At 37.9% G+C, this 22,347-nt stretch carries 20 protein-coding genes; 13 read left to right on the forward strand and 7 right to left on the reverse strand.

Going from position 1 to position 22,347, the window contains the following annotated elements:
* Positions 1-1,041, reverse strand: coding sequence for a type IV pilus twitching motility protein PilT (locus V6260_RS12665; RefSeq protein ID WP_341594524.1), 1,041 nt, complete (start codon positions 1,039-1,041; stop codon positions 1-3).
* Between the two features lie 2 nt (positions 1,042-1,043).
* Here V6260_RS12665 and V6260_RS12670 point away from each other — a divergent pair, with 2 nt between their 5' ends.
* The 8 genes from V6260_RS12670 (at position 1,044) to V6260_RS12705 (ending at position 8,065) form a co-directional block, all read left to right on the forward strand.
* Positions 1,044-1,757: a YggS family pyridoxal phosphate-dependent enzyme gene (locus tag V6260_RS12670; protein WP_341594525.1), complete on the forward strand. Its 714-nt coding sequence runs from the start codon at positions 1,044-1,046 to the stop codon at positions 1,755-1,757.
* Positions 1,758-1,774: 17 nt separating this feature from the next.
* Entirely contained in the window at positions 1,775-2,596 is an 822-nt protein-coding gene (proC, locus tag V6260_RS12675; RefSeq protein WP_341594526.1) for a pyrroline-5-carboxylate reductase, read from the forward strand.
* Positions 2,597-2,622: 26 nt separating this feature from the next.
* Positions 2,623-3,156: a YggT family protein gene (locus tag V6260_RS12680; protein WP_341594527.1), complete on the forward strand. Its 534-nt coding sequence runs from the start codon at positions 2,623-2,625 to the stop codon at positions 3,154-3,156.
* A gap of 60 nt (positions 3,157-3,216) precedes the next feature.
* On the forward strand, positions 3,217-3,660 hold the full coding sequence (locus tag V6260_RS12685) for a DUF4426 domain-containing protein (protein WP_341594528.1): 444 nt from the start codon (positions 3,217-3,219) through the stop codon (positions 3,658-3,660).
* 4 nt (positions 3,661-3,664) lie between these two features.
* The gene (rdgB, locus tag V6260_RS12690; protein ID WP_341594529.1) at positions 3,665-4,264 is read left to right on the forward strand and encodes an RdgB/HAM1 family non-canonical purine NTP pyrophosphatase; all 600 of its coding nucleotides are present in this window, start codon (positions 3,665-3,667) and stop codon (positions 4,262-4,264) included.
* A complete protein-coding gene (hemW, locus tag V6260_RS12695; protein ID WP_341594530.1) occupies positions 4,261-5,397 on the forward strand; it encodes a radical SAM family heme chaperone HemW in 1,137 nt (378 codons plus the stop codon). The genes rdgB and hemW overlap by 4 nt, the downstream gene beginning before the upstream one ends.
* 79 nt (positions 5,398-5,476) lie before the next feature.
* Positions 5,477-7,309, forward strand: coding sequence for a DUF885 domain-containing protein (locus V6260_RS12700; protein WP_341594531.1), 1,833 nt, complete (start codon positions 5,477-5,479; stop codon positions 7,307-7,309).
* Between the two features lie 87 nt (positions 7,310-7,396).
* Positions 7,397-8,065, forward strand: coding sequence for a hypothetical protein (locus V6260_RS12705; RefSeq protein ID WP_341594532.1), 669 nt, complete (start codon positions 7,397-7,399; stop codon positions 8,063-8,065).
* Between the two features lie 420 nt (positions 8,066-8,485).
* Here V6260_RS12705 and V6260_RS12715 read toward each other — a convergent pair whose 3' ends face one another.
* Positions 8,486-9,202, reverse strand: a complete 717-nt coding sequence (locus tag V6260_RS12715; protein ID WP_341594533.1) for an SIMPL domain-containing protein — start codon at positions 9,200-9,202, stop codon at positions 8,486-8,488.
* Positions 9,203-9,306: 104 nt separating this feature from the next.
* Here V6260_RS12715 and V6260_RS12720 point away from each other — a divergent pair, with 104 nt between their 5' ends.
* Entirely contained in the window at positions 9,307-11,976 is a 2,670-nt protein-coding gene (locus tag V6260_RS12720; RefSeq protein ID WP_341594534.1) for a bifunctional acetate--CoA ligase family protein/GNAT family N-acetyltransferase, read from the forward strand.
* Positions 11,976-12,929, forward strand: coding sequence for an ion transporter (locus V6260_RS12725; protein ID WP_341594535.1), 954 nt, complete (start codon positions 11,976-11,978; stop codon positions 12,927-12,929). Before V6260_RS12720 ends, V6260_RS12725 begins: the two co-directional genes overlap by 1 nt.
* A 25-nt stretch (positions 12,930-12,954) precedes the next feature.
* Here the strand turns inward: V6260_RS12725 and V6260_RS12730 are convergent, their stop codons facing one another.
* Genes V6260_RS12730 through V6260_RS12740 form a run of 3 tightly spaced genes read right to left on the reverse strand, consistent with a single transcriptional unit; the run spans position 12,955 to position 18,108 of the window.
* Positions 12,955-17,463, reverse strand: coding sequence for an EAL domain-containing protein (locus V6260_RS12730; protein WP_341594536.1), 4,509 nt, complete (start codon positions 17,461-17,463; stop codon positions 12,955-12,957).
* Between the two features lie 25 nt (positions 17,464-17,488).
* Entirely contained in the window at positions 17,489-17,890 is a 402-nt protein-coding gene (locus tag V6260_RS12735) for a GNAT family N-acetyltransferase (RefSeq protein WP_341594537.1), read from the reverse strand.
* Positions 17,891-17,904: 14 nt separating this feature from the next.
* Entirely contained in the window at positions 17,905-18,108 is a 204-nt protein-coding gene (locus tag V6260_RS12740) for a DUF3283 family protein (RefSeq protein WP_002962585.1), read from the reverse strand.
* A gap of 119 nt (positions 18,109-18,227) precedes the next feature.
* On the opposite strand from V6260_RS12740, the gene V6260_RS12745 reads away from it, so the two are divergent.
* Complete coding sequence (locus tag V6260_RS12745) at positions 18,228-18,926, forward strand: transporter substrate-binding domain-containing protein (protein WP_341594538.1); 699 nt, start codon at positions 18,228-18,230, stop codon at positions 18,924-18,926.
* Here V6260_RS12745 and V6260_RS12750 read toward each other — a convergent pair.
* Both V6260_RS12750 and V6260_RS12755 read right to left on the reverse strand, forming a co-directional pair.
* Complete coding sequence (locus tag V6260_RS12750; RefSeq protein WP_341594539.1) at positions 18,923-19,168, reverse strand: DUF1289 domain-containing protein; 246 nt, start codon at positions 19,166-19,168, stop codon at positions 18,923-18,925. The two genes, V6260_RS12745 and V6260_RS12750, sit on opposite strands and share 4 nt — an antisense overlap.
* Before the next feature lie 105 nt (positions 19,169-19,273).
* Complete coding sequence (locus V6260_RS12755) at positions 19,274-20,407, reverse strand: 1-acyl-sn-glycerol-3-phosphate acyltransferase (RefSeq protein ID WP_341594540.1); 1,134 nt, start codon at positions 20,405-20,407, stop codon at positions 19,274-19,276.
* 425 nt (positions 20,408-20,832) lie between these two features.
* Here V6260_RS12755 and V6260_RS12760 point away from each other — a divergent pair, with 425 nt between their 5' ends.
* Both V6260_RS12760 and V6260_RS12765 read left to right on the forward strand, forming a co-directional pair.
* Entirely contained in the window at positions 20,833-21,777 is a 945-nt protein-coding gene (locus V6260_RS12760) for a D-2-hydroxyacid dehydrogenase (RefSeq protein ID WP_341594541.1), read from the forward strand.
* A gap of 185 nt (positions 21,778-21,962) precedes the next feature.
* Positions 21,963-22,343, forward strand: coding sequence for a DUF3192 domain-containing protein (locus V6260_RS12765; protein WP_341594542.1), 381 nt, complete (start codon positions 21,963-21,965; stop codon positions 22,341-22,343).
* Positions 22,344-22,347 lie beyond the last annotated feature (4 nt).

The raw sequence follows: 22,347 nt of genomic DNA on the forward strand, positions 1-22,347 counted from the left end.
TTAACCGCCAAATTGTGTTTTATCTTGTGCTTTTTCTTTGGCTGCAGCATTTGTAACAATACCGTGATTAACTAGGTTTGTTAAACACTGATCCATTGTTTGCATACCCACAGATGCCCCAGTTTGGATAGATGAATACATTTGTGCGACTTTATCTTCACGAATCAAATTACGAATAGCTGGTACTGCTATCATAATTTCATGTGCTGCAATTCGTCCCCCACCTATTTTTTTAAGTAATGTTTGTGAAATTACTGCGCGTAGAGATTCAGATAACATTGAACGAATCATCGCTTTTTCTTCACCAGGGAATACGTCGATAATACGGTCAATCGTTTTTGGCGCTGAAGTAGTATGTAGTGTACCAAATACTAAGTGCCCCGTTTCTGCTGCAGTCATTGCAAGGCGAATTGTTTCTAAATCTCGAAGTTCACCAACAAGTATTACATCAGGGTCTTCACGAAGAGCACTACGAAGAGCATTTGAAAAGCTATGCGTGTCACGATGAACTTCACGCTGATTTACTAAACTTAATTTATTATCGTGAACAAATTCGATGGGATCTTCTATTGTTAAAATATGATGATGTTTATTTTGATTTATATAATCAACCATCGCGGCAAGTGTTGTTGATTTACCAGAGCCCGTTGGGCCAGTCACTAGCACGAGTCCACGTGGGGTATCAGAGATGGTTTTAAAAATATCTGGCGCACCTAAATCATCAAGCGTTAACACTTCACTTGGTATGGTACGAAATACAGCAGCTGGCCCGCGATTAGAGTTAAACGCATTAACACGAAAGCGTGCTAAATTAGGCACTTCAAACGAAAAATCCACTTCAAGATTTTGCTCATAGTCCTTGCGCTGATTATCGTTCATAATGTCGTAAACCAAACTGTTTACATCTTTGTCTTCAAGTGCTGGTATATTAATACGGCGCACGTCACCGTCTACACGTATCATAGGTGAAACACCCGATGATAAATGTAAATCGGATGCTTTGTGTTGAACACTAAACGCCAATAATTCGGTAATATCCATTTATGACTCCACAACTAACTGATAAATATATGGTTACAATAGCAGAACGACTCACATCCGCCTATGTGAGAATTATAAAAGCGGCAAAAAATGCACAAAGAAATAGCAACGAAATAACTTTATTAGCAGTATCAAAAACCAAACCTTGTGAAGATATCATTACCGCCTACGAGCATGGCCAGCGCCAATTTGGCGAGTCATATGTTCAAGAGGCTGTTGATAAAATAGCTCAACTACAGCCATATAGCGACATCATTTGGCATTTTATTGGCCCTATTCAATCAAATAAAAGTGCTTTAGTGGCCACAAATTTTGACTGGGTGCAAAGTGTTGATCGTATAAAAATAGCGAAACGATTAAATTCTCAGCGTCCTGACAATAAACCGCCTCTTAATATTCTCATTCAAGTGAATATAAGTAACGAAGAAGCAAAGTCAGGTTGTCACCTCGATGAAATAGATGAACTTGCCGATTATATTAGCCAATGTGAGTACTTAACACTTCGTGGTTTAATGGCAATTCCCGCTAAAAGCGACAAACTGGAGACGCAAACTCAATATTTTAAGCAATTACAAACTTGCTTTGATAAACTAAAGACCCAATATCCTCATATAGATACGTTGTCGATGGGTATGAGTGGAGATGTTGAAGCTGCCATTAGTGCAGGTTCGACCATGGTGAGGATTGGCACAGATATTTTTGGAACTCGAACTTAAAAGGTGATAACAGACATATGTCAGATAAAACAATCGCATTTATAGGCACAGGTAATATGAGCTATGCCATTATTGGTGGCATGGTAAAAAACGGTTTTAACGCAAACAACATCATTGCTACAAACCGCAACCGAGAAAAGCTTGCAAAGGTAGCAGACGATTTCAAGGTGAAAACCACCAGTGACAATAACGAAGCCCTACGCGATGCTGACGTCATTGTATTATCGGTTAAGCCTCAAATGATGGGCGATTTATGTAAATCGTTTCAAGAGTCAGGCGTAGACTTTAGTGATAAATTATTTATATCGGTTGCCGCAGGTTTAACTGTTAAGCGTTTACGTGAAATGCTAGGCCAAGACGTTAAAATGGTACGTTGTATGCCAAACACCCCATCACTACTTGGCCGTGGTGTATCGGGTTTATTTGGCGCAGGCGAAACAGCCAATGAACACGCGTTTGTACAACAAGTATTTGAATGCACAGGCATTGTTGTATGGGTTGAAAAAGAGTCACAAATTAACGATATTATTGCTGTGACCGGCTCCTCTCCTGCTTACTTTTTCTTATTTATGGAAGCCATTGAAGAAAAAGCTAAAGCACTTGGTTTTAACGATGAAGATGCCCGTCGCTTAGTACAACAGACAGCGCTTGGCGCGGCAGAAATGGCACTTAGCCAACCAGATATTACTATTTCGCAGTTGCGCTCGAATGTAACATCTAAAGGCGGTACTACACATGCCGCAGTTGAGCATTTAAAAGGCGAAGGCTTAACACAAACTGTTAGCGACGCGATGAATGCGTGTATTGCCCGCGCAGAGCAAATGGAAAAAGAACTTTAAAATTACTTTTTATTGAAGGTTACATTATGAATGCCATGCAATTTTTGATCAGTACCCTGTTTGATTTATTTTTAATGGTGGTACTACTGCGTTTTTGGCTACAGTGGGCAAAAGCTGATTTTTACAACCCAATGAGCCAATTTGTGGTTAAAGCAACCTCGTTTGCTGTAAAACCACTACGTAAAATTATTCCTGGATTTGGAGGGCTTGATTTAGCATCATTATTACTAGCATATATTGTAGCCGTTGCAAAAATTAGTACACTTATGTTAGTTATTTATGGTGCGTGGGCAATACAGCCAGTACTTATTCAAGCACTAATAACTGTACTAAAGGAAGGCCTCAACTTAGTATTTTGGGTACTTATTATTCGCGCTATTTTAAGTTGGGTTAGCCAAGGCTATAACCCTATTGAAGCGGTTTTCCATCAACTGACTGAGCCAATGCTAAAACCAATTCGTAAAATATTGCCATCAATGGGTGGCTTAGATTTATCAGTTTTAGTGCTTATTATTGGTATTCAGTTTTTGCAAATGCTGCTTATGGATTTTTTAGTCTAATATTGATTTTTTAATTAGAGGCCCAAAGGCCTCTTTTTTATATGTTTTGAGGAATACATAATGAACCGTTTAATTAAGTTTTGTTTTATTGCTTGTTTAGCCTTTGCGTTTAACGCGCAAAGTGAAGAAATGCAAGGCGCACAGTATAAAGAGCTTGGGCCTTGGCAAGTGCATTACATTGCTTTTCCTTCTACTTTTATTCAACCAAAAATAGCAAAAGCATACAACCTTGAGAGAAGCGGATACAAAGGTATTGTAAATATTTCTATATTGAAAAATGATACCGAAAATACAGCCCAAACAGCAACGCTTACTGGCACAGTAAAAAACCTACTTGGCAACAAACAAACGCTTACTTTTAAAGAAGTAAAAGAAGGTGAGTCAATTTATTACCTTGCCCAAGTTGATTACACCAACGAAGAGATTTTACGCTTTGAGATTGAAATACAACAAAGTAATCAATTTCAAAAATTACAGTTTCAGCAAAAATTTTACGTAGATTAATAACATGACCAAAACTTTAGTACTTGCTACGGGTAACCCTGGCAAAGTAAATGAGCTAGCTAACATGCTAAGCCCTCTGAATATTAATGTAGTTCCGCAGAGCGACTTTAACGTAGGTGAAGTTGCCGAAACCGGCACTACCTTTGTTGAAAATGCCATTATTAAAGCACGCCATGCCGCTAAAATTACTGGTATGCCTACAATTGCCGATGACTCTGGTTTAGAAGTTGATGGCTTAAATGGTGCGCCCGGTGTGTATTCAGCCCGCTTTGCAGGCCCGAATGCTAGCGATCAAGATAACATTGATAAGTTACTTGTAGATTTGGGTAATAACCCTATCCGTAGTGCACGCTTTTGGTGTGTACTGGTATTAATGCGTCACGCAGATGACCCTACTCCTCTTATTTGTAGTGCAAGCTGGGAAGGCGAAATTACGCTCACTCAAAATGGCAACGGTGGCTTTGGTTACGACCCGGTGTTTTTTGTAGCAGAGCAAAATTGTACCAGTGCTGAGCTGACAAAAGAGCAAAAAAATGCAGTGAGTCATCGCGGACAAGCGCTGCAAAAATTATTACTAAAACTACAGCAAAAAGGCGGCCTGTGAACCTTCCACCACTGAGCTTATATGTGCATGTGCCTTGGTGCGTGCAAAAATGCCCGTACTGCGACTTTAATAGCCATGGGCAAAAAGGCGACATACCCGAAGCTGAATATATTCAGCACTTAATTGATGACTTAAAAGCTGATTTACATTTAGTGCAAGGGCGTAAAATACACAGTATTTTTATTGGCGGTGGCACGCCAAGCTTATTAACTGGTGCAGCTTATACCCGATTATTAAATGAAGTCGATAACCTAATTGGGTTTGAAGAAAATTGTGAAATTACCCTTGAAGCCAACCCTGGTACAGTAGAAACAGGTCGCTTTAAAGATTACGTAAAAGCAGGCATTAACCGTATTTCTATCGGCGTGCAAAGCATGCAAAACGACAAGTTAAAAGCACTTGGTCGGATTCATGGCAGCGACGAGGCAAATTATGCCGCGAAACAAGCTAAAGAAGCCGGTTTAAATAGTTTTAACCTTGATTTAATGCATGGCTTACCTGGGCAAACACTTGATGATGCACTAAGTGATTTAAAACAAATAATAGCGCTCGATCCTCCGCATATATCTTGGTATCAACTAACTATTGAACCCAATACTCAGTTTGCTTCAAAGCCCCCTATCTTGCCACAAGACGAAACGCTGTGGGATATCCAAGAGCAAGGGGTTGAGTTACTCGCGCAAGCAGGTTACGTGCAATACGAAATATCTGGTTATGCTAAACCGGGCTATCAATGCCAACATAACTTAAATTATTGGCGTTTTGGCGATTATCTCGGTATTGGCTGTGGCGCGCATGGTAAGGTTACTGATGCAAATACGGGGCTTATAACGCGTACCGAAAAAGTTAAGCATCCACGTGGCTATATGGATTTAATTAAACCGCATATTTATAAAAGCTGGCATGTAGAGCAAGACGATTTAGCGTTTGAATTTTTTATGAATCGCTTTCGCCTTGTTGAGTCTTGCCCTATTAATGATTTTCATAAACTAACAACACTGCCGTTGCAAAGTCAGCAAAGTGCATTAAACCAAGCAATTAATAAAGGTTTATTGACTCAAACAGGCAGCTATTGGCAGGTAACCTTAAAAGGTCACCGCTTTTTAAATGACCTGCTAGAATTATTTGTGTAGTGCTAAGGCACTGCATAACAATATAAAACTAATAAATATAAATCACCCTAATGGGTTTCTAACAACAAAAGGGAAAACAATGCGTAAACTTACTTTTATTGCAGCAGCTGTAAGTGTTGCACTGCTTGCTGGCTGTCAACAAGCAACTCAGCAATCAACACCTGCTTCAGTTGCACAAGTACAGCCTGTACAAAGTGAAATAGATAAAGCTAATGCTTTTTTTGAAGATACATTTAACCGCGATGTAATGAGCAGTCCTGTATATCAAACATACATGGGGATTAAGCAAGATTACGATAAATGGGACGATGGTAGCGAAGATAAAAAGCTTAAAGATTTAGCACAAACTAAAGCCGACTTAGTCGAGCTAAAAACGATTAATCGTGATTTATTAGATGATGCAACAAAAGTTAGCTACGACTTAAAAAAACAGGATCTTGAAAACTCAATTGCAGACTTTAAATGGCGCTACCATAATTACCCTGTGAACCAAATGTTTGGTACGCATTCTATGATCCCTGCGTTTTTAATTAATCAGCACTCAATTAGTAATGTAAAAGAAGCTAAAGACTACATTTCACGCCTAAACGGTGTAACTGACGTTATTGAACAGCTTATTACTGACTTAGAAACTCGTGCTGATAAGGGGATTATTGCTCCTAAATTTGTGTTCCCGCATGTTATTGATTCAAGCAAAAACATTATTCACGGTGCGCCATTCGAAAAAGGCGATGATTCTACATTGCTTGCCGACTTTAAACGCAAAGTATCAGCGCTTGAAATTAACCAAAACGAAAAAGACTCGCTGATCAGCGATGCATCAGATGCATTAAAATCAGCTGTTAAACCATCTTACTCTAAGCTAATTAACTACCTAGCGCAGCTAGAAAAACGTGCTGATAACCGTGATGGTGCATGGAAATTACCAGATGGCGAAGCATTTTATAACAATGCACTTAAGCGTACTACCACAACAGATTTAACCGCTAAAGAAATCCATGCAATTGGTCTTTCTGAAGTTAAACGTATTCATGATGAAATGCGCGAAATTAAAGATACAGTAGGCTTTAAAGGTGACTTAAAAGCGTTTATGCAGTTTATGAAAACTGATAAGCAATTTTACTACCCAAATGATGCACAAGGTAAGCAACGTTACCTTGATGAAGCCACTGGGCTTATTAATACAATGAAAACACGTCTAGATGAGCTATTCATTGTTAAACCAAAAGCTGATTTAAAAGTAAAAGCAGTTGAAGCATTCCGTGAAAAAGCTGCGGGCAAGGCATTTTACCAACAGCCAGCTCCAGATGGTTCACGCCCAGGGATTTATTACGCTAACCTTTATGACATGGAAGCTATGCCAACATATCAAATGGAAGCACTTGCTTACCACGAAGGTATTCCAGGTCACCACATGCAAATAGCTATTTCGCAAGAACTAGAAGGCGTTCCTAAGTTCCGTAAATTTGGTGGCTACACAGCGTATATTGAAGGTTGGGGTTTATACTCAGAGTTCATTCCTAAAGAAATGGGTCTGTACTCAGACCCTTACTCAGATTTTGGTCGTCTTTCAATGGAGCTCTGGCGCGCATGTCGTCTAGTGGTTGATACGGGTATTCATGCGATGAAGTGGACTCGCCAAGAAGGTATTGATTACTACGTAAATAACACGCCTAATGCAACATCTGACGGTGTTAAAATGGTAGAACGTCACATTGTAATGCCTTCACAAGCAACGGCTTATAAAGTGGGTATGCTTAAGATTTTAGAACTTCGTGAAGACGCTAAAAAGCAACTTGGTGATAAGTTTGATATTCGCCAGTTCCACGACGTAGTACTTAAAAATGGTCCAGTACCACTTAATGTACTAGAGAATTTTGTTAATGAATGGGTAGCAAGCAAAAAAGCTTAATCCCTTTAAAACAACTTTTTCAAATACAAAAGGTCGCATTTGCGGCCTTTTTTGTTTTATAGTAACGAAAAAGGTTTGGAAATAATAATGGATTTAAGCATACAACTACTTAATGCGCGTATTGCAAAGCAACAGTTAAATGAACTCGATAACGACTTTAAGCAGTTAAGTCCTGCTCAGCAAGCTTTGCAGCTTAACCATTTATATGACAGCGCCCAACGGTTGAGTGTTAAGTATGACTTTATGCAAAACATAGCAACGCAAATATTAAGTTCTAATAAAGCGCCTTCTACATTTATTAATCAACTCACTAATATTGACGCATTGAGCTTTTTTACCCCAGCGCTGAAAGTAAATAAAGGCTTTTTAGTACAAGATACACAAGGAAATAACGTACTGCACAATGTGTTCAAGCATGCCAATCCAACAAAGCTACCATTTAACTATGTGCGCTCTTTAATGTTGTTTGAATCAAATGATGAGTTAGCTAAAGCGCTGGCGCAACCCAACTCTCACGGATTAACACCAGTTGCCTGCTACATAGTCTGTGCAAATAAACCTAGCACACCGGTAAAGCATGAATTTTCAGCTTTATTAGCATTAATGGAAATAGAGCAAAAACAAAACCCTAAAGCAAGACAGCAGCTTGCCAACGTACTAAAAGGACAAAAAGTTAACGAGACCACAATTTTAATGAGCGCTGCTTACTTGCAACGCTCGACGGCGCAAGTTGCTCACTTAATCAAGGCGCTTTAACTCACCCACTACTTCTGTACGCACACTGTCTATGGCATGTGTAATAGATTGCGCAGCACTTTCGTGGTCAATCATATTTGGCCAATTTGTTTGCCAGATCTTTTGTAAGTTTTTTGTTTTTAAATGTACTTCATCAACGGCTAAGTAGCTTAAGTCATGAATTAAGTTAACTTTAACCCAGCCTTTTCTGGGGTTGCCATCTATTTTTTATTATCGTAATGTGCCGCAAATACAATAAGCTCAAGCTCTGCTAGTTCTTGTAATATTTGAAAGCTAGCAATACGTGTATTGTTGTTCTCTTCACTTTCCTCCATCCGCCATGCATTATAACTAAAGCCTATAAACGCAAATACTACGCTCGCTATAGCAGTAAAAAATACGAATGGGGAGCCAGTACAAACTGATCATATTTAGACTCTGCTAATCATTTAAATAGTATTCAACACTGGTTACCACTCTTATATTTTTTATTTGCGGTGTGTTTGAATCTCGATTACTGATACTAAATTGCCCTTGGCGAGCTGTTTTTATTTTGCCTAATTTTGAATTAGAGTCTTTAGCAAATTTATTAGCGACTTCACGCGCTTTTTCAGTTGCTTCTTGCACCATCGCAGGTTTTACATCATTGAGGCCAGTAAAAATGTATTCAATTTTTGTTTCGTAGCGATCCTGTACTATTGCGATATCTTGTTTAGCAAGCTGGCTTACTTTACTCAGCGCGTTTTGTACTTTATCTGGCGCATCAGAATAAACAATAATATTTGAGCGCACTATGTATCTAAATTGTTGATTTTCATTACTGTATTCACGTGCCTGCTTATCAATAACTGACTGGCTGCCTATTGTTATTTCATCGTCGTCAAAACCATGCAGTTTTAAAAAAGCAGTTACGGCATCATTTTTTTTCTCAACTCGGCTGACTAATTTTTCAAGATTGTTGTCAGCATCGCTAAACTGCAGTGGCCAAATAACAGTGTCTGCGATTACTTCACGCTCAGCTAACCCTTTAACTTGAACACTGCGCTCCATGGCTTTTACATCAAGTGCCGCATCTTTTAAAATAAAACCTAAACTAATTAAGCCAATACTTAAAAAAATTGCTGCTATAACGGTATAAAAACCTGATGTTTTATTCACTTTAGTTTCCTTGTTCTATATTCATATTAAGCATGTAAATAACGCTTAAAACAGGGTACATTGAGACTATAAATAACGCAAAATATAATCAGCCGAGAATAGCTATGAGTCTAAAACGTATCAGCCAGTTTTTTAATCCATCGTCAGTAGCTGTTATTGGAGCCTCAAATACGCCAACTAGAGCTGGTTTTGTCGTTATGCGAAACTTATTACAAGGTGGCTTTAAAGGGCCAATTATGCCAGTTACCCCAAGTCATAATGCAGTCCATGGCGTACTTGCTTATCCTTCCATTGCTGACTTACCCAAGATACCCGATCTCGCTGTTATTTGTACTAATAAAAATACCCTTTTAAATATCATTGAACAGCTTGGGAAGCTTGGTTGTAAAAGCGCCATAGTGATTGCTGATGGTCTTTCGAGCCAGCTAAAAAATGCATTAAAGGAAGCAGCTCGATCACATAATGTTATGCTACTTGGGCCAAATTGCTTAGGTCTACTAATTCCTCATATTGGCCTAAATGCTAGCTTTTCACACACTGTAGCGGCTTCAGGTAAAATTGCATTTGTATCGCAATCGGCTGCCGTTTGTTCCACCATTTTAGATTGGGCAAAAAACAAAGAAATTGGTTTCTCATATTTTGTATCAGTAGGTGATTGCTTAGATATTGATTTCGATGAGCTACTCGACTTTCTAGGGCGTGATGCTAAAACAAAAGCCATTTTGCTCTACATTGATAATATTGAAGATATTCGAGGTTTTATCTCTGCAGCTCGAGCGGCAGCTTTTAGTAAGCCTGTTATTGCAATAAAAACCGGAAAAACAGGTGCTGGTGCATTGGCGGCCGAAATTCATACAGGTGGAAAACAAAGCTCGGATGCAGTTTACGATGCACTTTTTCAACGTGCAGGCATGTTACGCGTAAAAGATTTACGCGAACTATTTGCAGCGACACAAACACTCGCTATGCACCCTAAATTATTAAAAATAGAGCAGCTCACTATATTAACGAATGGTGGCGGGCCGGGTGTTATGGCCGTTGATGAGCTAATTCTAAACTCAGGTAAACTAACAGAGCTAAGCGATAAAACACGTGCGGAATTAAATAACGTCATCCCTCAATCGGATACCACTTCAAACCCTGTTGATATTTTTGGTGATTCAGCACCTGCTCGCTATAAACAAGCATTAGAGATTTTACTACGAGCTAAAGAAGTTAAAAACCTATTGATAATTCATACCCCATCAGCATTGGCTCCTAGTGAAGATTATGCCGACATTATTGTGCAAACTTTGCAAACAATTCCTAAAATGGCACGTCCGTATGTCATTACTAACTTTATGGGTGAAGACGCCTCATATGCGGCTAGAAGAGTATGTTCTAACAGTGCAATACCAACTTACCGTACACCAGAAGGTGCCGTTGGCGCATTTATGCATTTAGTTAGCTATCGCCGTAATCAAAAACACTTAACACAAACACCTGAGTCGAACACTGTCGATACAAAAATAAACAAAAGTGCCGCCACATCACTTATTAATGAATTTTTAACCGATGAGCAAAGCTATTTACCAACACACCAAGCAAGCCAAGTACTAAACCATTACGGTATTGAATGTATTCAAACAGAAGTAGCTTACACACCAACAGAGGCACGCGAGCAAGCTATAGAACTAGGCTTTCCTGTCGCATTAAAGCTAATAAGTCCAAGTATTGCTTCAAAATCTGAAGTAGGTGGTGTAGTTCTTAACCTAAACGATGCCAATGAAGTTGAGCAAACAGCATTTGCAATGCTCATACGTATTAAAAATACATACCCAGATGCAATTATTGAAGGCTTCTCATTACAAAAAATGGCGCCGCGTGCTGGAGCAAACGAACTACGAATTGCTATTAAAACCGAACCTAATTTCGGACCAGTCATATTGCTCGGCGAGGCAGGTAATGGCCTTGAATATGCACAAGCAGCGGTTGCTCTACCGCCGCTGAATATGAACTTAGCAAAATATTTAATTGCCGCAGCGCATGACAAAGGCGTATTAAAAGAGCGTATATTGCCCGAAAAAGTTGATAAATATCGTCTATGTGCACTGCTAACGCGTATTTCTCAGTTAGTTATTGATCAGCCTGATATTAGCTCTCTAGAACTAAATCCTATCCTTGCTAGTAACGGTCAGTTTTTAGTACTCGATGCCACTATGACGCTTAACCGTTATCAAACTCAAAGCAATCGTAAGCGTTTATCTATTCGCCCTTACCCTATAGAACTTGTTGAAGTTGTAACACTTAAAAACAATACTAAAGCAACGCTCAGACCTATAAAGCCTGAAGATGAAAAAGCTCATCAAGAGTTTGACCAATCCCTCAATAGAGAAGACAGATATAAACGTTTTTTTGGTGAGCTACCACAGTTTAACCACGATCAACTCGCTAAAATGACCCAAATTGATTACGATCGCGAAATGGCTTTTATTGTTTGCCAACGATTTGAAGGGAAGAGTCGTACACTTGGCGTAGCAAGAGTTATTATGGATCCTGATAACTTACATGCAGAATTTGCAACCGTAGTACGCTCTGATTATCAAGGATTAGGTCTTGGCCGTATACTAATGACTGCAGCAATTAATCACTGTAAACAACAAGGTGTAGAGTCTGTTGAGGGAATAACCTTGCCAGAGAACACCGGTATGATTGAACTTGCCCGTAAGTTAGGCTTTAAAATTAGTCGAGACTTTGAAGAAGGCAGTATTAACATGGTACTCAAACTTAAATAATGAACAGTCCGCAAACTTTAAGACAAAAAATGGCCTGCCTCTTTGAGGGAACAGGGCAATATCACCGTGCAGGGCACCTATTAGACATTACCCTTATTAGCTTAATAATGATTAATGTTATAGCCATAGTCATTGAATCAATTCCGAGCGTAGCGCTTAAATATTATGACGAATTTTTAGTTTTAGAAATTGTCTCTGTCGCTATTTTTGCTATTGAGTACTTAACTAGGCTCTGGGTCTGTGTAGATAAAACAAAATATATAGCAATTGAAGGGTCGAACAGTAAACGCAGATTAAAATATTTTTTATCGCCCCTGGCGCTAATTGATCTGATTGCTATTTTACCAAGCTTACTGATGTTTTTATTTCCGCTCGATTTGCGTTTTTTACGCGTACTCAGACTACTAAGAGTATTTAAGCTTACTCGCTATTCTCGTGCTATGCAGCTGCTATTACAAGCGTTCATAGATGAAGGCAGCTCACTACTGGCTGCATTCTTTATTATGGCGGTAGTACTGATTTTAGCCTCTTGCGGTATTTATTTAATTGAGCACGATATTCAACCCGATAAATTTGGCTCTATTCCCGCGGCTATGTGGTGGGCAATGGCTACGCTTACCACCGTAGGCTATGGCGATGTAGTACCTATAACCTCGTTGGGCAAATTCTTTGGCGGGGTGATCACACTACTTAGCATGGGAATGGTAGCCATCCCTACAGGTTTACTCGCGTCTAGTTTTTCAGAGCAAATACGTAAACGACGTCAGTTTTTTGAAGATGCAGTACACGAACAAACCCATGGTGGCACTCTTAACAAAGAGCAACACGCTCACTTAGAAGAACTACGCTATAAGCTGGGATTAAGTAAGCATGAGGCAAATAAGGCCATAAAAACACAACTAAAAGAGCGCAATAGCCATACTTATTGTCGTCACTGCGGTAAGCGTCCTTAAATTAAGCGCGCTTTGTTTTAAGATACTATTGCTGATTAAATATATCGCTCCAGTCACGATTAATTAGTTCCAATACTTCTTTGTTAGGTACAGGTTTAGAAAATAAATAACCTTGGAAATTCTTACATCCTCGCGTTTTTAAAAAGGCCAGTTGATGCGAGCTTTCTACGCCTTCGGCTACACATTCTTTTCCTAAGCTATCTGCAAGAGCGAGTATTGATTGGATGATGGCTTCATCATCCGAATCTATGCCTATGTCTTGAACAAAGCTCCTATCTATTTTAAGTACATCAATAGGGAAACGCTTTAAATAAGTAAGTGATGCGTAACCCGTACCAAAGTCATCCATGTACAATTTGCAACCCAGTTTTTTAAGTTGTTCCATACTTCGTAAAGCTTGCTTTGAGTCACGCATTAATACTGATTCAGTTATTTCAAAAACTATTGACCCAGATGATACTCTCGTATTATTTAACGCTTTTTTAATTTCGGGCACTAACTCATCAAACTCAAAATCCAAAGCGGATAAATTAATAGATAAATACAAATTAGAGGATTCTTTTTGCCACTCCTTTAAGTCTTGCAGAGCTCGAGAAAAAGTTTGTAACATAATTTTTGTTATTAGGCCTATTCCTTCAGCCGCGACTGAAAACTCTTGAGTTTGTATAAGTTCGTTTTCCGGCCAACGCAGCAGCACCTCAAAACCTTCTGTCTTTTTGCTTTGCGCATTGATAATAGGTTGATAATAATTGCAAAACTCTTCTTCTTGATACGCCTTAGTTAGCTGAGATTCAAGATGCAGCGCTCTGTACACATGCTGATTCATCTCTTGTTTATAAAACTGATAACAACCTTCTAATGAGCTTTTAGCATGATATAGTGCAATGCTTGCCGCTTTTAAAAGAGCTGATGCTTGTTGTGCATCTTCAGGGTATATAGCCACCCCGACACTTAATTTAACGTTAACAGCTTGACAATTAATCGTAATATTTTGCTTTACGCAATCCATCAATTTAGCGCACATGATTAGCACTTCTTCAATTTGATAAATATCCTCCACCAACACTACAAATTCATCACCGCCAAATCGAGCAATACTATCTGATGGGCGTAAAGTGCACTTTAATCGCTGTGCGATTTCTTTAATTAGCTCATCGGCGGTTTCGTGACCCAAAGAATCGTTAAAATATTTAAAGCGTTTAATATTTATATATAGCAAAGCCACTTTACATTCATGCAACTTTGCTTGTTCAAGCGCATGCTCAACCCTGTCGTTAAATAATGTACGATTAGGCAGGCCAGTAAGTCCATCGTAGTTAGCTAATAAATATAGCTCATTTTCAGCCAATTTTTGTGCATTTATATCAGTTAAAATAATGACATAACTACTTAAGCGTTGTTCATTATCAGCTACAGCACTTATTTTTACTAAAACATGACGTGACTCACCGTTAGCTAAAATCACATTATCTTCACATGAAAAATGTTCTCCGACGGAGAGTTTCTGCATTATCCGTAAGTAGTCGAAACGGCTACTACGGGATATACCTAAATCTAGTGAGCGACTAGATAAAGACTCAACAGAAAAATTAAAGGCGGTTTGTAGTGATTTATTAGAAGCCCGAATATTTAAATTTTTATCGAGTATAAACACCCAATCACGCGTTTGCTCAAACGCCGCTGTGAATAGTAAAGCATGTTCTTCAAACACCATTTCACGGGTCATATTTGTATAAGTGCCCGCTACTTTTTGTGGTGTTTTGTCATCCCATTCAACTACTTTTCCAAAATCTTTATACCAACGCCAATAGCCTTTTGCATGACGCAAACGGTAGGTACAGTTAAAATAACCTTTATCGGTAGATAAGAATTCAAGCCATTCTAAGCGAAATAGCTGTTTATCTTGCGGGTGAATTTTAGATAGGTACTCATCAAGGCTTACTGTTTCATTTTTATAGCCTAACTCACTTACTAAACGCGGCTGATAAATACTTGGGTTGCTTGATTCCCAGTCCCATACGCCGGATTCACTACCTTCAAGTGCAAGCTTTAAACGCGCTTCGCTTTCTTTACTTTCTTTATTTGCCGCTAATAAAATACGTTGAATTTTATTGCGGCGCATAACCCACATTGCAACAAAACCAATAAATAGAATGCCGTAAAGCACCATAAAATAAGGTGCACGCCAAAGTGGATACTTTACTTTTATTTTTAAAGTGGCAGGCGAGGTATATTCACCAGTCAGCGGATCTTTCGCCCAAACTTTTAATTGATAATTACCAGGGTTCAATTTTGGAAACAATACACGGTTGTTATTTCGAGTATAACTTTTTTGTCCATTATCGAGTTGATACTCATAAATGATGCGTTCTTGATTACTAAACGCCATCGCAGAGAACGCAACTTCAAGGCCTATATCATCGTAATTTAATACAATTTCATTTAACGACTGCTTTAAATCAAGCGATAAATCTCGTGACATTAAATCAACTCGAGTTATATTCACATGATCAATAAGCGACTGATAATTTTGGTTTTCCATAGGGTGAAAGTAAGTAAAGCCTTTTAAGCTACCATAAGCAATATGGCCATCTTTGAGCTGTGCCATAGCATTACTATTAAACTCAGCAGAGAGTAGTCCTTCTGATGTAGAGAACTGTTGAAAATGAAGTGTTTCTGGGTTTAATCGCCAAATGCCTTTATGGCTACTCATCCAGATCATGCCATCATCATCTAGCACCATATCGTAAAGTAATGTACCTAATTTATTCTTCTCTAAATCGATTGTATGTACTAATTGATAAGTAGATGCGTCAAGGCCTATCAAGCCAAAATTAGAAAGTGATATCCACAAAATATTGTTGTTGTCAATTAAGTAAGAAAGTACGCTAATGCCAACATTTTCATGTTGTTTTGGCACTTTATATAGCATTTTAAGTGCTAAGTTACTCGGATTTACTTGATATAAAATACCGGCATTAAAAAACAATGGTGAATCTGGTTTATTACTAAGTGCCGGTAAAAAGCCATGTGCTAAAAAAGGTTCAAACTGAGCAAACTGCCCACCTAAACGAGTCACTATTTTCGTATCTATATTGTATATAAACACACCGTGATCTGAGTGAACAAAATACAAATCTCCATTAGGCATTAATGTAACACCATGTACTCTACCGGTTATAAGCTCTTGATTAGCTGGGTTGTGAGTTGTGGGCTCACTAATTTGATGGGTTAAAGGGTTGAAAATAAATAACCCACGATTTGTATAAAGCCATAAATTATCTTTATAAGGTGTTATTTCATATACAGTAAACTCTGTAGTGAGCAAATCTACCTTATAATCTTTTAAATAAGCTTTACCAATATTTGTTTGTAAATCAACTTCAGTAATACCATTGTGCGTTGCAAGCCAAAGCTTATCTTTGTACTCAGTAATTCCCCAAATAGAGTGATGCGATAAACCATCCCCTCCTAGTAAACTGCCATCTACATTATTAAAATGGTAATTATCATGTGATAAATAAAATGCACCATCAGTTTTAGTCGCAACCCACGTACCACCCGATTTGTCTTTCACCATACCAATAATGCTAGTATCAGCAAGCGTATACTTACTTTGGGCTATTCGGGTATTTTTGATCATCTCCCCTGTGTTTAAGTTGAATTCAAACAAACCTTTATCGGTCGCTAAATCAACTTTTCCATGTTTATTTACGATTTCCCAAACATTTAAATCATTTAGCAATACTTTATTTTTGAAAGGTAAGTCAGGACGCTCAAACATTGTTGATAAGTTACTAATATCCACTTCATATAAGCCCTTCACAGTGCCTACAAGTAATTGGTTATCTTCGCCTAAAGCGAACGACTTAACATTATTCTGGTAAATATGTTCAGCTTTACCTTTTAAGTGCTGTAATGGTCTAACTTGTTCGGTATCGATATCAAATACATATGCGCCATGGCTAGTACCTATAAATATATAGCCATTGAATTCAAACAGCTCTCTGACCACTGTATTTTTATATTTGTCAGGAAGTTCGAAAATAGTTGTTATTTGTCGGGTTACTATATTAAGTTTTGCAAAATCACGTCCTCTACCAACCCATAACGTTTTATCATCAACAGCGATCATAGTAAAAACAGATTGATTGAAGATTTCGTCCTCACTGGTGGGCTTTTCTAAAAATTGCTGGTAGGAATCGGTTATCGGATCGTATCTAAATAAACCAGCAAGTAATGAGGCAATCCAAATATGTCCTTGAGGATCCTGATAAATACGGTCAATGATCGCTTCCTCTAACTCACCATTAGGGCCATTTATTGGAATAACTTGATAGCCATCATAACGATTGAGCCCGGCCTCAGTCGAAAGCCAAAGGTAACCGTTAGTGTCTATAAGCATAGTATTAACGTAGCTTTGTGATAAGCCTTCGCTTGGAGATAAACGTTTTACTTGTGCCCCTACTTGGCAACTTAGAATAGTTATTAAAACTACAAAGCAACTAATGATCCCATTAACGCATTTACTCATGCTTATTCCATATTATTATTAATTATTATGGGTACTCTAGAGCGACTATATTTCGATGTTTGTAAGTATCAAAAAGTACTTGTAAAGCAAGAGTATATGTTAACACCTGGTTAAAACCAATAGCACAATATAAATCGACTACGTTTTCATATGCGAAGGTTTTTATCTCTCCATTTTGCGACTTTAAGAGTGTTGATAGCAATTGTTTTGCAATTCCTTTACCACGATGTTCCAGCGCAACAAACATGGTAGATAAAAATAAAAACTCTGTTTTATCTTGTAACCTACATGCCGCCACTATTTCATTATTATAGTAAGTAACCCATACCTTATCTTGTTTATTAGCACGCCCTCTTACGCTGTGCTTTTTGTAAAATTTATTCACAAGTGGGATTTTTAGCTCATCTAACACTTCAACTTTATACATTTTTATATCGATATTTAGCTAAGCATTAGCGCTAAATACTGTTCAAACTTTTGTTTCAAGACCATTTGCTCTGCCATTGGGCGGCTGTGGATTGTGTTGTAAACTTGCTCTCTCGTTTTTTTATTACGTTTAATTTGATACGCCCAAAAAGACGCTTCATAATCTAGCTGAATTTGATATTTTTCTTCACGTGGTAATAGGCATAAATTAAAACTCACAGTACTTCCTCATTCGCTTTTAAGATTATTTGATTCCCTCTGTGAACTGGGCAAGAGGTAATCTACTTGTTATTATACGCGTCTTATTTTATTTATTTCTGTAGTAATTGGAACCGATAATGAACAGACTTTTTAGTATCTTGTTATTATTGGTAAATTTATTTTTTATAGCACCTTGTTTTAGCCATCAATACAGCCTCACTTTTAATCGCCCACAAAGTACACCACAAGCTGATTATGCCTTAGAGCTTTTAAAATTAGCATACGCAGATATCGGTTTTAAAATACATATAATCGATTTTAGTCACCAAAATGCTTTGTTCGCTGCAAATAATGGCGTACTGGATGGGCAGTTAGGAAGAGACGCAAGTATTGAAGAAAATTACGAAAACTTAATTAGAGTCGATTATGAGCTATTTAAGTTTGATTTAGTATTATATAAAAACTGTTTACCTAACAGTTTAGAACAGCTCGATAGCGTCGCAATTGTTGATGGCTACCCTGTGCAAGAACATTATTTAGCAAGCACACAGTTTGCAGGAAATATTATTAAAGTAAAAAGCATTAATACCCAACTTAATTTGCTTGCTCAGCAAAAAGTACAAGGGGCTTTAATGATTAATTTTATAATGCAAAACAATGGACTCCCGTCACCCCAAGGTTGCTTTGTAAAAGAAGTGTTGAATACTTATCCGCTTTATCATTATTTAAATAAGCGTAATGAAAACTTAGTAGAAAAGCTTAAAATGTCATTAATTAATTTAACTAACAATGGCACTGTGTACGCACTAAGAGCTAAATATGGATTGGGCTTTTAAAAGTCGAACCCTTGCTGCTGCGCCTGTGTACTTGGCACTGCATTTTGCTGCTTTTTTTGAAGGTAGCGCTTGTAGCGCTTCTGGCACAAACTAAGCACCTTCTTTTTTTGGTCATTCGATAAGGTATTCCAAGAAAAGCGTTCATCCCGACTGCGATAACACCCTTTGCAATATCCTCTGTTATTAACTAAGCAAATACTTTTGCAAGGGCTTGGAATATCAAATATTTCAATTTGTTGCATGTATAAGTACCGCCCAGTTACAGAGTAGGTATTAGTATAGCGTTATTTTTGAGCAAAAAAAAAGCAGCAATTTAATTGCTGCTTAGTTTCGTTGAGCTGAGATTATTAATACTCACAGCTATTGGTATTTATCTCTGTTTTGCGGTGAAATGGCTTAGCGTACATGGCCATCACTAACGGTTTTAACTCTTCTGGTACACAGGCTAAACGCTGTTCAAACGTCGCTGTATCTGGAGAGTCTATTACCGCCTCTTTACAGCCACCAGCAATGTAATTACCTGGGTGCAAATAAAACGAATCTACAATTTGCCTATCAATTGTTTTAGCAAGCTCTTCTGCACTATCGCATTTAGATTCAATTGGTTGCCCAAATGCTAAATGCACATGCCCTTTAGCTGAACTAAAACCTTCAACAATACTGGCAATATCTTCACCTGCTGACTTAATATATTCACCATGATGCTGTTTATGATAAAGCTCTTTAGCTTTAGCAATTGCGCACGGTTCATATTGATAAGAAATAGAAACAGGCACTATTTTTAACTCTTTAATATAATCGCCAAATTCTTTCTTTTGCTTACGCCCATTTAATTGCAACATTTTTAAAAGCGCAGGATCTGTTTGATCAAAACCGTCTTTTGCACGCCCTTCTTTTTGTGCAATCCAAATAGAATTTCCACCGATTAAAGAGTCATAGATATATGACGATAACTGGGTCAATGCTTTTAACATTTCTTTTGGTGCTTTAGCAGAGCGCTTAACAATAAAGCTTTTATTTAAACGCATAAGCTCAGTAATGTAAGGTATTTGCAATAAATTATCGCCAATAGCAATACGCACCGTTTTCATTTTATGCTGATATAAACCCCAATTAACTAATGCAGGATCAAGCACTATGTCTCTGTGGTTTGAAATAAATAAATAGGCCTGATTAGCATCTAACTGATCTAATCCAGAAAAGGTAACTTTTGATGTGGTGCGTTTTACTAATTTATCTAAGTATTGCGCCACTTCATTTTGCACATCTTCAACGGTGCTTACTTTGCCCCACTTTTTACGTAACTGACTTCTTACCATCGGACGCGCAATAAAAGGCACTGCCGATAAAAAGCGCGGTAAATTATACTTTGCTATTACATCAATAAACGCATTATCGTTAATTAAACGAGTAAGCGACGCCGCAACTTCGTCATCGTTGTATGGGCGTATATCTGCGTATTTATCTTCTAATTCACTCATTACTACATCTACAATGTTAAAAAACGGCACGCCAAAGCGCACCGTTTATGTCTATAACTGATTATAACTCAGCCAATCTAAAATGCGAAATAACCAAAAAACGATTTTATTTTAGAGCCTGTTGACCTTTCAGGATTAAAATTTGTTCGATAAACCTGAGTTTAATTACCTCCTATGACCATGAGCTTGCTTAAAAGTGCAAAAAACTGATCAGTTGATCAAAATACCATGTTCTCAATCAGTTAGTGGGCAGACCACTAATACTAAACCCTCAAATTAAGTGGCCTCTAATCATTTGGTAGTAATACCATTAACAAAGGCTTTCTTTCGTAGTACCTTAAGCCCATATTTTATATTTTTACTGGATCGTAGGCCTCTTTTTACGATTTTAACTCTTTTAGATCCACTTACTTTTAGGGCTCATAATGAACATTACTATTCTTGATAACGCAACGTTAGCTAAAACATCTCTTTCGTGTATTGAACAACTTGGTAAATTAACGACTTATGAACTTACTAGCCCAGAACAAGTTATTGAGCATTGCCAAGGCGCTGATGTATTAATCACCAATAAAGCAGTTTTGAATCGCGACACGATTAGTCAACTAACACAACTGAAATTAATTTGTGTAAGTGCAACGGGTACTAATAATGTTGATTTAGAAGCAGCTAAAGAATTTGGCATTGCTGTAACCAATGTCGCTGGCTATTCAACCCCTTCAGTTGTTCAACATACATTTTCTTTAATTACTAACTTACTGGGTAACACCCACCGCTATCAGGCGGATTGTCAGCAAGGCGCATGGCAAAAAAGTGAAATGTTTTGCATACTCGATTACAGCTTTAACGACTTACAAGGTAAAACATTTGCCATTATAGGCGGTGGTACGCTAGGCAAAGGCGTTGCTAAAGTGGCTGAGGCATTTGGCGCAAATGTTATTGTCGCAGAGCGCAAAGGGGTTGCATGTCGCGATGGTCGTACGCCTTTTGAAGACGTCATTAAAACAGCCGATATAATCAGCGTACACTGCCCGCTAACAGATGAAACACGTGATTTAATTGCACTTAATGAGCTAAAAATGATGAAGCCAAGCGCTATAATTATTAATACAGCACGTGGCGGCATTATTAACGAATCCGACTTAGCAACAGCACTTGAGCAAAATCTAATTGCCGGAGCTGGTGTTGATGTACTAACTAAAGAACCTGCTGAAGCTTCAAACCCACTTGCTAATTACAAAGGCAATAACTTATTACTTACTCCACATATTGCATGGGCAAGTACTGAATCTATTGTGCGCTTAATCAATGAAGTAAGTTTAAATATTGCGGCATTTAGCAAGGGCGAATCACGTAACCGCTTGGTTTAGTAATTTTATTGTAGTAATCAAATAAGCTAAAAAATGGCTGTTTTTACTAATATATTTAATACTTTCATTAGAAAAAACAGCCTACGTTACTTAACAAGCTGATTAGTAACAATTTATAAATATGGTCTACTCTTTGCTTTAATACAGTAAATAACCAATTACAAATCTTATTAAGGTAAATAAAAATGAAAAAATCACTTTTAGCCGCCGCTTTAATCGCTCCATTTTTAACAGGCTGTGTTATTGCCGTGTCAGATGGTGAAGCAGAAACACATTGGGCCGGTAAAAACTCATCCAGCTGGCAAGTACAGCATAAAAATAATCGTGAAGTTATATCAGAGCTAAAAATGGATAGCAGCTATCAATCTGTTTTAACGCAATTAAAAACGCCTAATTTTACAGAGCTATTAAAAAAAGATGACGATGTATACCAAGTACTTTTTTATGCGACGCATAGCAAGCATTCAGATTCAAAAACAACAAAAGATGAATGTACGCCACTTGTATTTAAAAATGATAAATTAGTGGGTATTGGCGACACCGCTTTAGGTATGATCACGCAGTAACCTA

The organism is Pseudoalteromonas aliena, assembly GCF_038155085.1.
Taxonomy (GTDB): Bacteria; Pseudomonadota; Gammaproteobacteria; order Enterobacterales; family Alteromonadaceae; genus Pseudoalteromonas; species Pseudoalteromonas aliena_A.